The 15,626-nt window shown below is 26.1% G+C and carries 13 protein-coding genes; 4 read left to right on the top strand and 9 right to left on the bottom strand.

What is annotated here, in order from left to right; translation table 11 throughout:
• Nucleotides 1-403: 403 nt before the first annotated feature.
• Complete coding sequence (locus ALANTH_RS05445) at nt 404-679, bottom strand: HU family DNA-binding protein (RefSeq protein WP_026807665.1); 276 nt, start codon at nt 677-679, stop codon at nt 404-406.
• A gap of 89 nt (nt 680-768) precedes the next feature.
• Nucleotides 769-1,878 (bottom strand): tyrosine-type recombinase/integrase, encoded by a 1,110-nt coding sequence (locus tag ALANTH_RS05440; RefSeq protein ID WP_148299445.1) that lies wholly within the window; start codon nt 1,876-1,878, stop codon nt 769-771.
• Nucleotides 1,879-2,032: 154 nt separating this feature from the next.
• Between ALANTH_RS05440 and ALANTH_RS05435 the strand changes: the two genes are divergently transcribed.
• A complete protein-coding gene (locus tag ALANTH_RS05435) occupies nt 2,033-2,140 on the top strand; it encodes a hypothetical protein (RefSeq protein ID WP_228133189.1) in 108 nt (35 codons plus the stop codon).
• 8 nt (nt 2,141-2,148) lie between these two features.
• Here the strand turns inward: ALANTH_RS05435 and ALANTH_RS05430 are convergent, their stop codons facing one another.
• The 5 genes from ALANTH_RS05430 to ALANTH_RS05410 all read right to left on the bottom strand — a co-directional run bounded on the left by ALANTH_RS05430 (nt 2,149) and on the right by ALANTH_RS05410 (nt 9,976).
• Complete coding sequence (locus tag ALANTH_RS05430) at nt 2,149-2,757, bottom strand: response regulator transcription factor (RefSeq protein ID WP_172658502.1); 609 nt, start codon at nt 2,755-2,757, stop codon at nt 2,149-2,151.
• 79 nt (nt 2,758-2,836) lie between these two features.
• Nucleotides 2,837-3,799, bottom strand: a complete 963-nt coding sequence (locus ALANTH_RS05425; RefSeq protein WP_051583604.1) for an SEL1-like repeat protein — start codon at nt 3,797-3,799, stop codon at nt 2,837-2,839.
• Between the two features lie 25 nt (nt 3,800-3,824).
• Complete coding sequence (locus ALANTH_RS05420) at nt 3,825-5,231, bottom strand: HlyD family type I secretion periplasmic adaptor subunit (RefSeq protein WP_051583602.1); 1,407 nt, start codon at nt 5,229-5,231, stop codon at nt 3,825-3,827.
• Nucleotides 5,228-7,384 carry a type I secretion system permease/ATPase gene (locus ALANTH_RS05415; protein WP_026804299.1) on the bottom strand — a complete coding sequence of 719 codons (2,157 nt, stop codon included), beginning with the start codon at nt 7,382-7,384 and terminating at the stop codon, nt 5,228-5,230. The genes ALANTH_RS05420 and ALANTH_RS05415 overlap by 4 nt, the downstream gene beginning before the upstream one ends.
• 12 nt (nt 7,385-7,396) lie before the next feature.
• Nucleotides 7,397-9,976 (bottom strand): TolC family outer membrane protein, encoded by a 2,580-nt coding sequence (locus tag ALANTH_RS05410; protein WP_026807662.1) that lies wholly within the window; start codon nt 9,974-9,976, stop codon nt 7,397-7,399.
• Between the two features lie 177 nt (nt 9,977-10,153).
• On the opposite strand from ALANTH_RS05410, the gene ALANTH_RS05405 reads away from it, so the two are divergent.
• Nucleotides 10,154-11,485: a DEAD/DEAH box helicase gene (locus ALANTH_RS05405; protein ID WP_322839794.1), complete on the top strand. Its 1,332-nt coding sequence runs from the start codon at nt 10,154-10,156 to the stop codon at nt 11,483-11,485.
• Here the strand turns inward: ALANTH_RS05405 and brnQ are convergent, their stop codons facing one another.
• Both brnQ and ALANTH_RS05395 read right to left on the bottom strand, forming a co-directional pair.
• Nucleotides 11,486-12,787 carry a branched-chain amino acid transport system II carrier protein gene (gene brnQ, locus ALANTH_RS05400; RefSeq protein WP_026807660.1) on the bottom strand — a complete coding sequence of 434 codons (1,302 nt, stop codon included), beginning with the start codon at nt 12,785-12,787 and terminating at the stop codon, nt 11,486-11,488.
• Nucleotides 12,788-12,839: 52 nt separating this feature from the next.
• Nucleotides 12,840-13,694, bottom strand: coding sequence for a hypothetical protein (locus ALANTH_RS05395; RefSeq protein WP_026804295.1), 855 nt, complete (start codon nt 13,692-13,694; stop codon nt 12,840-12,842).
• A gap of 110 nt (nt 13,695-13,804) precedes the next feature.
• Between ALANTH_RS05395 and ALANTH_RS05390 the strand changes: the two genes are divergently transcribed.
• Both ALANTH_RS05390 and ALANTH_RS05385 read left to right on the top strand, forming a co-directional pair.
• A complete protein-coding gene (locus ALANTH_RS05390) occupies nt 13,805-14,437 on the top strand; it encodes a UPF0323 family lipoprotein (protein WP_026804294.1) in 633 nt (210 codons plus the stop codon).
• Between the two features lie 2 nt (nt 14,438-14,439).
• Entirely contained in the window at nt 14,440-15,618 is a 1,179-nt protein-coding gene (locus ALANTH_RS05385; protein WP_029888315.1) for a glutathionylspermidine synthase family protein, read from the top strand.
• Nucleotides 15,619-15,626 lie beyond the last annotated feature (8 nt).

Here is a 15,626-nt window from a genome sequence, read left to right as displayed (position 1 = left end):
CTCTAAGTTATGGAACATATGACATATTAATGTATTTACCATGTTCAAAAAAGTGTTCAAAAAATAAGAAATGCAAAGTTCCACAAACATTAAGGGATTATGGAATAAATAAGTAAGCTTATAAATATAATTAAAATAAAAAGTTTGTTTTATCTAATTAAATATTTCTTTAAATCTTCATCTGTTAGTCGAAATATATCTCATAATATTTTTTATATCACTATGTCTGATAAACTTTTTAATAAATTTATGATTAATAGATTTTGGCATGTCACTTTCTTTAACACATATTATCTTTGATTAGATTTCTTGTATCATTTTTAATTGTAAAGTAGCACTTTTAATTATAAATTACACCATTCTTTCTTTGTAAAAAGATTGAATGGTTTAGTTATATGAAAAACTACTTAGCAACAACTTCTTTTAAAGATTTTCCAACTTTAAATTTGGCAACAGTTGTAGCAGGAACATTAACAGTCTTATCTGTACCTGGAACTTTTGCAACTCTAGCAGCTCTTTCAGCTGTAGCAAATGTACCAAACCCTATAAAACTTACAGAATCTTTTTTAACTAAAGCTTCAGTAATAACTTCTAATACAGCATCAACTGCACCTTTTGCATCTTTTTTAGATAAACCTGCTTTTACAGCAACTGCATCGATAAACTCTGTTTTATTCATATATATCCTTCATTTAAAAATTATAATGAATATTAGCATATTTAATATCAAAATAAATATTAGTCACATAGAATATTTAAACTAAAAATTTACATAAAACTATTAATAAAACTATTTACATGATTTTCTCCACTACTCTTACTTAATTTTGCATATCTCATAGTGGCATTTATGTCATTATGGTTCATAAGTTTTTTTATTGTCAGAATTGGTGTTTCATTAATGGCTAATTGACTTGCAAAAGTGTGCCTTAGAGTATGAATTGTTACTTTATTTAATGCTTCAGTTCCATCTGGATTAAATAGTATATTAAAAATTGGTTGTAATTTTCTATAATAATATTGATTTGAATAACTTTGTTTACCAGTATTCTTAAAAATATACCCATCTTTATCTATATTTGAATTTTTTATAAATTGTTCTATTTCATCTTTTAACTTATTATTCAAAAAACCAAAATATTCACTTTCATTTTTAAAGTCATATAGCCTTATTGATCCATTTGATTTAATATCAGATACTTTTATATTACAAATAGTTTGCAATCTTCCACCTGTAGATAAACTAATCATAACAAAATAATACAGTGAAATATCATTTCTAATAGTATCGAGTAATTTTTTTATTTCATCTAATTCCAAATATCTTAGTCTTGAATTATTAACTTTTAAATTTTTAATTGTTTTACAAGGGTTTTTATCTAAAATCTCATTTTCAATAGCCCAATTAAAAACTGAACTAACTTGTTGCATAATAAAATTAACAGTAGCTGGCATTATATCCTTTTGTATTTCTACTTGAAAATTCTCAATATCTGATTTTATTATTGTTTTTATAGATTTAGAACCTATAAAATGTGCTTTTAATCTATTTTCGACTCTTGATCTAGTTTTTTTATTTTGTTTATTATGTAACTCTTTATAATTATAGAATTCTGAAGAAAGTTCTAAAAGTGTCTTAGAAGTTTTTTTAGTAGCAATAAATGGTAAATCTTCACCTAGTCTTTGTTTTGTTACAATTTCACTTCTTTTTTGATGACAATATGCTTCTCTAATTCCTTCACTATGCAAACCAATTTTTAACCATATCTTCTTTTGACTATTATCCTTATATGTAATATAATAAGCACGATCTCCACTAAGGAGAGTGCAATAATAAACTCCGACATATTTATTAGATTTTATATACCTTTTTGCCAAAAAAACCTACCTTATAACTACCCATATAATGTAGATAGTTGTATTTTAATGTAAATAAATGTAATATGATAACTAAAATAAACTTTCTCTAGAGCTTTATTTGTAGCTATTTGAATAAAATTGTAATTATATGTAAATTTGAGATATAAAAGATATGCTTTTGTATCAAGGTGTTTTAGCATTTGAATTATTCACAAATACAAAGACTAATTCATCACTAATTGAAGCGATGAGGAAAGGTTTAAAGAGTAATAAAAACTAGAGACTTTTCTAGTTTTTATTAGTAAATAGATTTATAAAAGATATTCTATCATTAACATCTAATTTTAAATAAATATTTTTAATATGAGTTTTTACTGTATTTATAGAGATATTCAAATCTGTACTAATTTCAGAATTTGAATATCCATCTTTTAATAATAATGCTATTTGATATTCTGATTTTGTCAAATCAATCAAAATTGTATCATCATTATTAACTTCTATTTTAGAGAAATCTTTTATAAGCTGCAGAGTAACTTCAGGAACTATCCAAATCAATCCATTAAATATAGATTCAACAGCTGAATTTAGGTAAACACTACTCATAAAACTATTTCCATAACCATTTACACCAAAAGATAGCCATTTTTGAGCATTTTCTAGTTTAGGAGAACTATCCAAAACCAAAATTTTATTTTTATTTTTTAGTAAGTTTTCTATAACTAGATATTCATTTTTTAATTTAACACACGTACTAAAGACAACTAAACTATCTTTAATATTTAATAAATCATTTTGGTTATTAATAATTGATAAATCATAATTAACAAGATAATTTTCCCATCTATTTAAAATATTTTTTGAACCTGTAAATAGTGCTACTTTTTTCATAAACATACCCTACCTTACACTAGTTTATTTGCATATATTATAAAGTAATTTATGTAAATACTTTATAAAATAGTCACAAATTATTTTATTTTTTACAAACTGTTGGTACTTCTTTACAAAGAATATCTAAATTCTTTTTAGCTGATTCATTTCCTTGATATGATGACTTTGTCCAATATTCAAATGCCTGCTGATTACTCTGATTTACTCCATCACCTTTTAAATACATCAAACCAACATTATATTGAGCATTTGAATTATTTGCTGTATCAGCAACTTCTTTATATAATTTAAAAGCTTCTATTGAATCTTTTTTAACACCTAAACCATTATGATACATACTAGCAAGATTTAAAACTCCTAAACTATTTTTAGAGTTTGCAGACTTTTCAAACCATTTTAAAGCTTTAGTATAATCTTTAGGAACTGTTATACCATTTTTATACATAAGTCCCAAATTAACTTGAGCATATGTATTTCCTTTTTCAGAAGCTATTTCATACCATTTAAAAGCTTCACTATCATTTTTTGTAGTACCTTCACCTAATCTATACATTTTGCCAATTTTATATGCTGAATTTATATGTTCTTGCTTTGCAGCTTTATAAAAATAATTAAAAGCTTCTTTTAAATTTTTTTTTACACCATCACCTTTTTCTAACATTAATCCAACCGTATATAGTGCTTCAGAAAATCCTTGTTTCGCTGATAAATCGTAATATCTAAAAGCTTCTTGCTTATTTTCTTTTACATCTAGACCTTTATAATAAATAACTCCTAAGTTATATAAAGACATAGCATCATTATCTTTAGCAGCCAGTTCAAACCATTTTTTAGCTTGTGAATAGTTTTGATTAACCCCATTTCCACTTAAATAAAGAAGCCCTAAGTTAAACATAGCTTCTGTATTTCCATTATTCGCTAAATTATCAAATATTATTATGGCTTGGCTATAATTTCCTCTATCCATTGCAAGTTTTGCTTCATCTATATTAGAAGCAAAAAGTATTGTACTTGCCATTAATGTTGATAAAAATATTTTTCTCATAAAAAACTCTCCTCTTTTTTATTAATTATCTCTCTGTCATTGCATAAGTTTTTGTTTTTAATATAGGTTTTAAAATATAATCCAGTACAGTTTTTTTACTTGTTAAAATATCTACATCTGCTATCATACCAGGTATTATATGCTTTTGTTTTTCACCTTCACCTATATAGTTTTTATCTGTTTCTATTCTTACAATATAAAATGTTTTTTCATCTTTTTCCACTATTGTATCTGGGCTAATATTTATAACATGTCCATCTAATCCACCAAATATAGAAAAATCAAAAGCTGAAAATTTAACTATAGCTTTTTGACCTTGATAAATAAAAGCAATATCTTTTGGTAAAATTTTTACTTCAACTATTAATTTATGATCAGTTGGAACTATTTCTAATAAATCTTGTGCTGGTTTTATACTTCCACCTATAGTATTCACATGAAGTTTTTGAACAATACCATTTGATGGTGACTTAACAACTGTTCTTGCTACTTGATCACTTGATGCTAATTTATTTGCTTCAACATCTTTTAATTGAGTAAAAGCTTCATTTAATTTGCCTCTAATCTCTGCATCATGAATTTCATTTGTTTCATCAATTTTTTTATTTAATTCAGTAATTTCAGAACTGATTTTATCAACAGATAAAGTAACACTTTGAAGTTTATTTTTAGCATCACTTTCTTCTCTTTGAAGTTTTAAGAAATCTACTTGAGATCTTATCCCTCTATCAACCATAGGTTTAGTCATAGATACTTCTTTTGAAATAGCATTTACTGAAAACTTCATATGTTCAATAGTTTGTTTTGCATCTTTTAAATCATTCTCTTTTTGTTTTATCTGCTCTTTTAAAATAGAAACTTTTGATTCTAATTGCTTTTGATTTGTTAGGTATAATTCATTTTCATTATCTAAAAACTCATTATATTCTTGAATATCACTTTTTTCATACTCAAAAGGAATACGAGCTAACTCTGCACTTAATCTTTGTATTTGAGCTTGTAAATAGTAAGATTTTAACTCATTTGACATAGCTGTTGAAGTACCTTTTTCATTTGAAATTCTAATAAGAATTTGGTCTTTTTCAACAGTATCACCTTCTGTAACTAATATCTCTTGTACTATTCCACCTTCTAAATTTTGTACAATCTGATTCTGACCACTTGGAACTACTTTTCCACTTCCTCTTGCTATTTCATCAATCTCTGCAAATGCAGCCCAAAAGATAAATAAGAAAATAGTTATTAAAAAAGATATTAAAACCCAATGTAATTTTTTTGAAGAGTTAAATACTACAGCAGCACTTAAACTCTTCATATATTCATAATCATTTGGATTTAGTGGAGTTTTTGGAACTTTTATATTATCTTTATCCATAAAAGTATTATAAATTTCTTTATATTTTTGAAGTTGTGGACTATTAAAAAAACTCATCTTTCACCACCTAATTGTTTTATAACCTCTTCTTTTGAACCATCTAATACTTTCTCTCCAAAATTCATTACTATAATTCTATCAACTAAATCTATCATATTCATCTTTTGAGTAACTAAAAGTAATGTCTTACCATTTATTTTTTCACCTAAATTTTTTAGAACAATAGACTCACTTGTTTGATCCATGGCATTTGTTGGTTCATCAAACATCCAAATATCAGCATTATTTATTAAAGCTCTAGCTATCCCAACACTTTGTCTTTGCCCTCCACTTAATCCTTGTCCTCTTTCACCTATTGGCATATCATATCCTGCAGGATGAAGTCTTATAAATTCATCTGTTCCACTTGTTTTTGAACATTCTAACATCCATTGGTCATCAATAAATTTATGAATTCCTAGTATATTTTGTTTTATACTTCCTCTAAATAAATGAATATCTTGAGGAACATAACTTATACCTTTTCTTAAATCGGCAGGATCAATTTGAGCTATATCTATTCCATCAATTAAAATAGAACCTTCATCTGGTTCATAAAGTTTTAATATAAGCTTTGCAATAGTTGACTTTCCACTTCCTATTCTTCCAATAAATGCAACTTTATCCCCTTCTTTTATTTTAAAACTAACATCTTTTAAAGCATAAGCATCACTTTGTGGATATTTAAAACTTACATTTCTAAACTCAATATTTCCACTAATAGATGGCATTTTTACAAATTCTTTTGCAAATGGTCTTTCTTGTGGTTTATTTACAATTTCATCTAACATTTTAAAAGATTGTTTTGTATCCTCATAGTTTGTAATAAGTGAAACAATTTGTCCCATAGGCGCAATAGCTCTACCTGAAAGTATCATAGTTGCTATTAACCCTCCCATTGTAAGTTTAAAATCTTGTATTAAATACACTCCAAAAACTACTATTAAAACTGTATTTAAACCAACTAAAAGTCCAGTTACAGTTGGTATTGAAGCAGAAATAAGTTTAGATTTTAATCCTTTATTTGCTATCTCACCTGTTGATTCTTCCCAAGAATATTGTATATTTCCAGCCATTCCTTGTGCTTTTATAGTTTCAATATTGTGTAAAGATTCAATTAAAATACCATTTTTCTTAGCACTTGCTTCATAAGTTGCTTCTATACTTTGTTTAAGTGGGTCTTTTATCATTTTTGCATAAATTATAATTAAAATAATGATAAAAATAGGGACTATTACTAAAAATCCACCAAGATAAGTAATTACCATTAAAAATAGTATTGCAAAAGGGAAATCTATCAATACACTTAAAGTTGCACTTGTTAAAAAACCTCTAATACTATCAAAGCTTTTTAGATTATTTGCAAAAGAACCAACAGATTTTGGATGTTCACTCATTTGCATATCTAATACTCTTTCAAATATAATAGAAGACATTATAATATCACTTTTTTTAGCAGCCATTTCTAAAAAATATGTTCTAACAAATTTTAAAGTTGCATCAAGTAAAAATACAACTACAATCCCTATAGTAAAAACTAATAAAGTTTCTTGAGCATTATTTGGAATAACTCTATCATAAACATTCATTGTAAAAAGTGGTGTTGCTAAAACAAATAAATTTATTAAAATTGAAGCTATAATACAATCCATATAAATTTTTTTTGAAAAACCTAAAGTACTCCAAAACCAATGTTTTTGATTATCAATTGATAGTGTTTTTTTCCCATTATCATGTTCATATTCATAAACTTTCTTAAGCATAAAAGAATAACCTAAATACTCTTTTTCTAATTCCTCAATATCTACCCATTCTTCTAAAGGATCATTAATACCAGAAAATATAATTTTTGCTTTTGTCCTATCTTCATTAAAAGAGTCTAAAATACAACTATTTTCATTTGATAAAAGTAATATTACAGGAAGTTGAAGATTTAAAATATCTTTAATAGGTTTTTCAATAATTGTTGTTTTAAGCCCTGCTCTAGCAGCCGCTCTACTAAACATTGATTTTGAACTATTTTTGGAAAAAAGAAGCTGGTCTGCTTCATTGTCTCCTAAAGGAAGACCTTGAAGTAAAGACTCAGCTGAAAAAGGTTTGTGAAAAAGTCTTGTATAAAGAACTAATGAATCAAGTAATGTATCATTCTTTCTTAAACTTTTATTTATCATTATGTGTCCTTATTATTTTTTTATAAGAACAGCTTCTATCCTTCTGTTTTTTGCTCTTCCTTCTGCTGTTTCATTACTTACAATCGGTTCAGAAAAACCTTTCCCATCAGTTGTAAGTCTTGAAGCATCCACACCATTATTCACTAAAACATCTTTTATAGAATTTGCTCTTTTTTGAGATAAATCAATATTGTATTCTGCCGAATTTTTGCTTGTATGAGCTTTAACACCACTTGCAGAGTTACTTGCATGTCCAATAATTTTAGCATCAAACTGTGGATTATCTTTTAAATATTGTGCAAATTCCATAACTTTATCTAAACTACCTGATAAAATTTTAGCTGAATCATTTTCAAATAAAACTTCAAGATTAATATTTCTTGAACAACCTTTTTCATCTACCATTTGACCAGCAGGTGTATTTGGACATTCATCTAAATCATTAATTACACCATCATTGTCATCATCTTTTCCTAAAGTTGTAGATTTAGGAACATATAAAGCAACATAAACAACATTATTTAGTGTAGAATCGCTGCTTACAGTTTCTAAAAATGTTTTATCATAATCAACTCTTGATTGAGTAACTAAAATTTTTTCATCAACTCCTCTATCAATTAAAGAAGATTTAATATTATTTGCATACTCTTGAGCTTTATTAAAACTCTCTTCTTTATCTTTTGTTCCTTGAGTATTTCCAATTACAGTTACAACAACATTTGTATTATTATATTCTTTTAAAACTCTAGCCATATCATCTAATTGATTAGTATTAATATTATCCATATTTACATAATCAAATCTTTTAATCATTGCAAAATCATCATACATTAAATGTTTATCTAATGAAGTTGATGCAATATTTTTATTAGCTGCAGCATTAAATTCATAATCATAAAGCCCTAATTTTTCTGATTTTTTTGGACTATTTTCATTATAAGCTAAAATATTATTAATAAATTCACCACTTGTCATATTAAATTTATTTTGACCTTCAATAGGACAACCAAATTCATCAACAATAGCACCAAATGGTGTATCTGGACATCTATCTTTACTATCAGGAATTCCATCAAAATCGCTATCTTTTTCATACTGATTACATCCATAAGGAGTTATATCATCATTTCCAACAACAGAGTTATCACAAATATCTAAATGATCAACAATACCATCTTTATCAACATCAAGCTCTACTGGTAATTCATCTTTTAATACGTCAAATGGGTTTGTAGTTACTTTAATAACATTTGCATAATCTTTTTCATCTAAAACAGAGCTTACTAACATTCCCATTGCATCTAAAATTCTATATTGTGCAAAAAGCTTATCCATTTGTGCATTTATAATTTGTGCTTTAGAGCTTATTAAATCATTTTGAGCTGATAATAAGTCAAGAAGTGTTCTTCTTCCCATTTCATACTCACTTTGATAACTTGAAAGTGTCTCTTCTGAATATTCATAATATTTGTATAAATCTTCTAATTGTTTACCAAGCATTTCATAAGCTGACCAAGAAAGTTCTAAACTCTCAATAGTTTGTCTTTTTAAATCTCTTTGAATTTCTATTTCTTTATTAATAGAACTTCTACTTTTTTGTAAATCAGCAGTATGTGCACCACCTTTAAATAGATTCCAGTTAATTACAGCATAGATTTTTTGTCTATCATCTGGATTATCATATCCATTGTTATTTTTAGAAACATCATTAAATAATTGTTCTGCTTCAATATCTAATGTTGGATAAAATTTACTTTTTTTCTCTCTATATAAAGCTTGTGCACCTTTAATGTTAAAGTTACTTACGATCATAGAAGGATTGTTTGAAATTGCAACCATGCTAGCTCGTTGAATACTCTCAGGCATTGGTAAATTAAGTTTTGGTACTTCTAAAGTTCCAACATTTACACTTCTACCAAATATTCTTTTAAATTTGAACTCTTTATCCATAGTATTATTTTGTTGAACTGTTAAATTTGAGTTTGCTAAAGATAAAGATGCATATATTTTTGTCATTTCAGATTTTGTTGTTAGTCCTTGATCATAAAGTGATTGTACATCTTCATAAATTTTTTTATTTATTGCAACATTATCTTTCGCATTTTGTAATAATTGATAACTTCTTAATAAATCAATATATGATCCAACCATTTGAAAAGCCATATCATTTGCATTTTCTAAATAATGATGAGCGGCAGCTAAAACTCTAGCTTCTTGATAGTTTATTTTTTCTGTTGTACTAAATCCATTAAAAAGATTTTGAGTTATCTTTAGAGAATTTGTATAGTGATTATATGTAGCATCTCTGGCTGTAAAATCATATTTTGAATTACCATTGTCTTTAATATCTCCCCCATTGTTTCTACCAAAACTTCCTCTATAATCAATAGATGGCAACCATTCTGATTTTGCTATTTCTAAATCTTGTTGAGTCTCATTAAAGTTTTTTAGTCTCTCCTGAACAACTGGGTTAGTGTTCATAACTTCAACCAAAGTTTCTTGTAAAGTTAAAGCATTTAAGTTTATACCAAATAAACAAAAACTACTTGCAACTATACTAAGTAAATTTTTTTTAGTTCTTAACTTAGCCATTGTTTTATACCTCGTTTATAATTTTAAGTACAGAATTATAACATAAAAAAACTTTTTTTCATAATATTTATTATTATTTATCTGAAACTATCCATATATAATTATAACATTAACCTAAATAAAGTATTGTTTAAATAATAATAATTTTATAAAATAATTAACTTTATTTAAAAATTTATCTCTAATTTCAATTTAGATACAATATTATATAATATTTTAATATATAAAGGACTTTTTATCAAAACTTTTTCAGATTTAAATTTAAGTGATGAGATATTAAAAGCAATAGTTGATTTAGGATATGAAAATCCTACTTCTATTCAAGAAAAAGCTATTCCAATAGCTTTAAAAAAAAGAGATATAATAGGAATATCTCAAAGTGGAACTGGTAAAAGCTGTGCATTTATTCTACCTATTTTAGAAGAAATACTAAAAGAAAGAAAAAATAATACAAATAATATTTTAAGAGGTTTAATCCTTGTACCAACAAGAGAATTAGCCAAACAAATTATAAAAGCAATTGATGATTATTCAAAATATATCCCTATAAAAAGAGCTGCTATTTTTGGGGGAGTATCAACAAAAGACCAAGAAAAGAAATTTAAAAATGGTATTGATATAGCTGTTTGTACAACAGGAAGATTGCTAGAACACTTAAAAAATGGAACAATAAATTTAAGTAGTGTTACAAATGTAGTAATTGATGAACTTGATACCATGCTTGATATGGGATTTTTAGAAGAGATTGAAAAGATATTACCAAATATTGGTGTAAATAGACAAATCATGATGTTTAGTGCAACAATAAACCCAACAGTTAAAAAATTAGCAAAAGAGTTTTTAAATGATCCTGTTGTAATAGAAGTAACAAATCAAAGAAGTAGTGTAAAATTAATAGAACAACAAATAGTTTTGGTAGATGAAGATAAAAAACATGAACTTTTATCATATCTTATTGGTTCAAAAAATTTTTCTCAAGCATTAGTTTTTGTAAATCAAAAAGCACAAGCAGATAATCTAGTTGAAAATTTAGAACTTGATGGGCTAAAATCAGCTTGTATACATGGAGATATAAGACAAAGTAGTCGTGCTTTAGCTTTACGAAAATTCAAAGAAAAAGAACTTAGAGTTTTAGTTGCTACTGATATTGCAGCTCGTGGGATAGATATAGAAGAATTACCAGTTGTAATTAACTACTCTTTACCTGAAACAATTATTGATTTTACTCATAGAGTTGGAAGAACTGGTCGTGCAGGAAAAGAAGGGCTTGCTATAACACTTTTAAGTGTAAAAGATTATAAGCTTATGGCTGAAATAGAAAAAGAGTTAAAATTAAATATACCAAGATTAACACTTGAAGGTTTTGAAACAACTGAAAAAAAACCAAGAAATAAAAAACCCAAACCTAAACCTCTTTCACAGAAAAAACCAGAAGCAAGAAAAGAAGCTCAAAGACAAGAAAAATCAAAAAAAGTAAGTAAGTTTAGAAAAACAACTAAAAGAGGATAATTAATCCTCTTTTTTAGGTTTTATAAAATATCCAATTATTCCAAATATAGTTGCAGGAATAACCCATGCAAAACCTATTTTATAAAATGGAATAGAATTTAAAAATGAAATTTCAACTATATTCTTAGAGATCACTTCTACAATACAATATGTTATTGCACTAAAGCATGCTAATTTATAAACATTGTCATTTTGAATAAATTTATCAAAAAAAGATATAATAACTAAAATAATAGCAGCTGGATAAACAATAGTTAAAATTGGAAAAGCAATAGAAATTATAAATTCTAAACCAAAATTTGTAACAATTATACTAAAAATAGTAACTACTACAACTAAAGTTGTATAAGATACTCTTCTATGAGATAGTTTTGAAAAATACTCAGCTGTTACACTTACAAGTGCTGCTCCAGTTGTAAAACAAGCCAAAAATACAACAACTCCTAAAAGTAAGTTTCCACTACTTCCAAATAATGAGAAGATAATATTATTTAATAATGTCGCTCTATCTATATCACTTCCATAAACTGTTGAAGTTGTAGCACCTAAATATGTAAGTCCAAAATATATTATAAATATTGAAACTGCTGCAACAATAGATGCAAATGCTACAAGTCTTATTTGTTGACTATGTTCTTTATAAACACCTTTATCTGAAACTGCTTTTAATATAATAATTCCAAAAGCAAGTGCAGCTAAAACATCTAATGTTTGATATCCAGCTAACATTCCATCAAAAATAATAGTATTTGTTTCTGCATTACTTTGTGCAATTTCACCACCAGCAATAGGATAAACTATTCCTTTTATAATTAAAATTAATAAACCAATAAAAAGAGCTGGAGTTAAAAATCTACCTAAGATTTCTATCATCGTTGTTGGTTTTAATGTAAAAATTAAAATTAAACCATAATAAACAATAGAAGTAATTAAAGAGTTTGTAAAAGAAGAACCAAAGAATGGGACAATTAACATTTCATAGGTTGTAGCACCAGTTCTAGGTAATGCAATAAGAGGACCTATACATAGAATAATAGATGAAGTCAAAATAATACCTGCAAATGTACCTAATTTATGAGTTAGATTTTCAACTCTTCCACCAGCTTTAAGTAATGCAAACATAGCTAAAGTTGCAAAACCAATATCTGCTATAAAATATGACACAAATGCCAAGTCCCAATTACTCGAAGAAGTAAGTCCTAAATATGGTGGAAATATAATATTACCTGCACCAAAATACATAGAAAATATTGCAAATCCTAATATAAATATATCTTTTAAAAATTTACTTTGTGATACCATTTCATTCCTATTTTTACTTTTTGTTTACCAAATATTAACCAATATTAACTTTTTAAATTATTTTTAATTGTATAAAAGCCAATAAAACTATACAAGAAATAGCTAATAAAACTCCGAAAACTACTTGTTTTGAAAGAATTTCTTTAAAATAGTATTTTCCAATCATTACTCCTCCTATAATTACCCCTAAATTCATAGTAATAAATACTAAAGTTGGAGTTTGTTCAAATATTTTGTGAGCTTTAATATAAAAATATATATTTGAAAAGTTTAATACGCCTAATAAAAGTCCAAATAAAAAATATTTTGTATTTATTTTTCCTTTAAAAATAAGTATATATATAAAAGAGATTAAAGAGGATAATAAAAAAATTATAAAAAGTAATTCTAAAAAATTTATATTTTTATTCACTGCTATTACTTTAAATAAAGTATCTATAATTCCATATCCTATAAATACAGCTATTAAATAAAAAATATTTGTTGATTCTTGTTCTGATTTTTTACCTAAAATCATAAAAATACTAATAAAAGTTAAAATTATTACAAAACCTTTTATATAGGAAAATTCTTCACTAAATATAATAAAACTAAATATAATTGGAATTATTAAAGATAATCTTTGAAAAATATCTGTTTTTGCAAGTCCAGAAAATTCTAATGATTTGTGTAATAAATAAAAAACGCTTGGTAATAATATAGATATACTAAAAATAAGTTTATAATCAAAGACTTCAAAGTTAATATTAGAAAATGATAAATTAAATAAAAAATACGCAAGAAAACTTGCCATTATATAATTTGCAAAAATAAATACAAAAAGATTTCTTTTTGTACCTATTTTCAAATATTTTATATAAAACCCTACTAATAAAGATGAAATTAGACTAAAAATTAAAGAACTCATTTTTTCCAATATATAAATTTTTGAAAATCATATCCTAATTTTTTTAAAATTATTTAATTTTGATATGTTTGTTGGTATAATCTATGACTTTTTACCTAAAGGATTTAAAATTGAAAAAGAGAAATTATATTAAAAAGATTTCAGACTACTCAATGGTTGGTGGTTTAGGTGCTGTTTTAGTGCTTGGATTAGTTGGGTGTAACGATACAAATCAACAACAAAATCAAACTGGAGATTCTTTTACAAATGCTTCACAACAACAAGGTGCTTTTGTAGTAATAGAACAAGCAAGTGATGGAAGCTACAAAATTGCAGATGAATTTCCTGCTAGTAAAACTACTATTGTTTTAAGAAGTCCAGATGGAAGTGAAAGAATATTATCTCAAGAAGAGATAGATAAGCTTGTAAAAGAAGAAGAAGCTAAAATAGATTCGGGAACATCTCCTCTTACAAATCCAGAAATGAGTAGTGGAGGAATGGGGCTTGGTGGAGTTTTATTATCTTCTATTGCTGGAGCTATGATAGGTTCTTGGCTTGGAAATAAATTATTTAATAATCAAAATTTCAACAATCAAAAAGCAGCTCAATACAAATCTCCACAAACATATAGTAAATCACAAAGTTCATTTAATAAACCAGCAGGATCAACAGGATCAAGTGGAGCTTCAAAACAAAGTGGTTTCTTTGGTAATAAATCTTCAACTACTGGTTCATCAAATACATCAACATCAAAAGGTGGATGATAATGAAATTAGAGAAATTAAGCCCTTTAACAAATGAATATTTAGAAAGTATAGGTTTTATTTGGCATACAGATAGTGATAATAGTTCATATATTAGTGATGAATTAGTTGTAATATCAGAAGAAGAAGCTGAGAATTACTATGAAGCAACTAATGAAATTTATGATATGTTTGCAGAAGCTGGGCAATATGTGATTGATAATGACTTATTTCATGAACTAAATATCCCTTTTAATTTAGTTGAAATTATAAAAGAATCATGGGAAAATGATGTACATTGGCATTTGTATTCAAGATTTGATTTAGCTGGTGGGATTGATGGTAATCCTATAAAATTAATAGAATTTAATGCCGATACTCCAACTTCACTTTTTGAAACAGCTATTATACAATGGGCAATCTTAAAGAAAAATGGCTTAAATGAAGAAAGTCAATTTAACAATCTTTATGAAGCATTAAAAGATAATTTCAAAAGAATTATCACTTTAGATAGTGATATTGAAAAATTTGATGAATATTACTCTAAGCTTGGTTGGAAAATACTATTTTCTAGTATTTCTAGTTCAAATGAAGATATAAATACTACAAAACTTTTACAACATATAGCTAGTGAATCTGGATTTAATACAGATTTTGAATTTATAGAAAATGTACAATTTAGTGATGATGGAATTTTTAAAAATGATGAACTATTTGAGTTTTGGTTTAAACTTATTCCTTGGGAAGATATAGCTATTGAAGAGAGTCAATTAGCACTTATTTTGACTGAAATCATAAAAGAAAAGAAAGCTATTATTTTTAATCCAGCATATACTTTAATGTTCCAATCAAAAGCATTTATGAAAATATTATGGGATTTATATCCAAATCATCCACTTTTACTTGAAACATCTTTTGAACCTTTAGAAGGTAAAAAATATGTAGAAAAAAGAGCTTTTGGAAGAGAAGGAGCAAATACAAAAATAGTAAATGCTGATGGTAGTATAGATGAACAAACAAGTGGAGAGTATGAAGGACATAAAGCTATATATCAAGAATATATAGAGTTTCCAAAAGATGAAAAAGGAAATTTTTATCAAGCTGGAGTTTTTTATGCTTATGAAGCTTGTGCTTTAGGATTTAGAAGAGGTGGAAAGATTTTGAATAATATGTCAAAATTTGTAGGGCATATCATAAAATAATTTTATAA

The organism is Aliarcobacter lanthieri, assembly GCF_013201625.1.
GTDB classification, from domain to species: domain Bacteria; phylum Campylobacterota; class Campylobacteria; order Campylobacterales; family Arcobacteraceae; genus Aliarcobacter; species Aliarcobacter lanthieri.
Note: the sequence above shows the minus strand (reverse complement) of the source record. Positions and strands in the feature narration are given on the sequence as shown.

Bases quoted from the DNA above. Each gene is read 5' to 3' on its own strand.
- ALANTH_RS05435 (WP_228133189.1), top strand. From the start codon at position 2,033: ATGCTTTTGTATCAAGGTGTTTTAGCATTTGAATTATTCACAAATACA.
- ALANTH_RS05395 (WP_026804295.1), bottom strand. From the start codon at position 13,694: ATGAGTTCTTTAATTTTTAGTCTAATTTCATCTTTATTAGTAGGGTTT.
- brnQ (WP_026807660.1), bottom strand. From the start codon at position 12,787: ATGGTATCACAAAGTAAATTTTTAAAAGATATATTTATATTAGGATTT.
- ALANTH_RS05445 (WP_026807665.1), bottom strand. From the start codon at position 679: ATGAATAAAACAGAGTTTATCGATGCAGTTGCTGTAAAAGCAGGTTTA.
- ALANTH_RS05420 (WP_051583602.1), bottom strand. From the start codon at position 5,231: ATGAGTTTTTTTAATAGTCCACAACTTCAAAAATATAAAGAAATTTAT.
- ALANTH_RS05385 (WP_029888315.1), top strand. From the start codon at position 14,440: ATGAAATTAGAGAAATTAAGCCCTTTAACAAATGAATATTTAGAAAGT.
- ALANTH_RS05425 (WP_051583604.1), bottom strand. From the start codon at position 3,799: ATGAGAAAAATATTTTTATCAACATTAATGGCAAGTACAATACTTTTT.
- ALANTH_RS05410 (WP_026807662.1), bottom strand. From the start codon at position 9,976: ATGGCTAAGTTAAGAACTAAAAAAAATTTACTTAGTATAGTTGCAAGT.
- ALANTH_RS05430 (WP_172658502.1), bottom strand. From the start codon at position 2,757: ATGTTTATGAAAAAAGTAGCACTATTTACAGGTTCAAAAAATATTTTA.
- ALANTH_RS05415 (WP_026804299.1), bottom strand. From the start codon at position 7,384: ATGATAAATAAAAGTTTAAGAAAGAATGATACATTACTTGATTCATTA.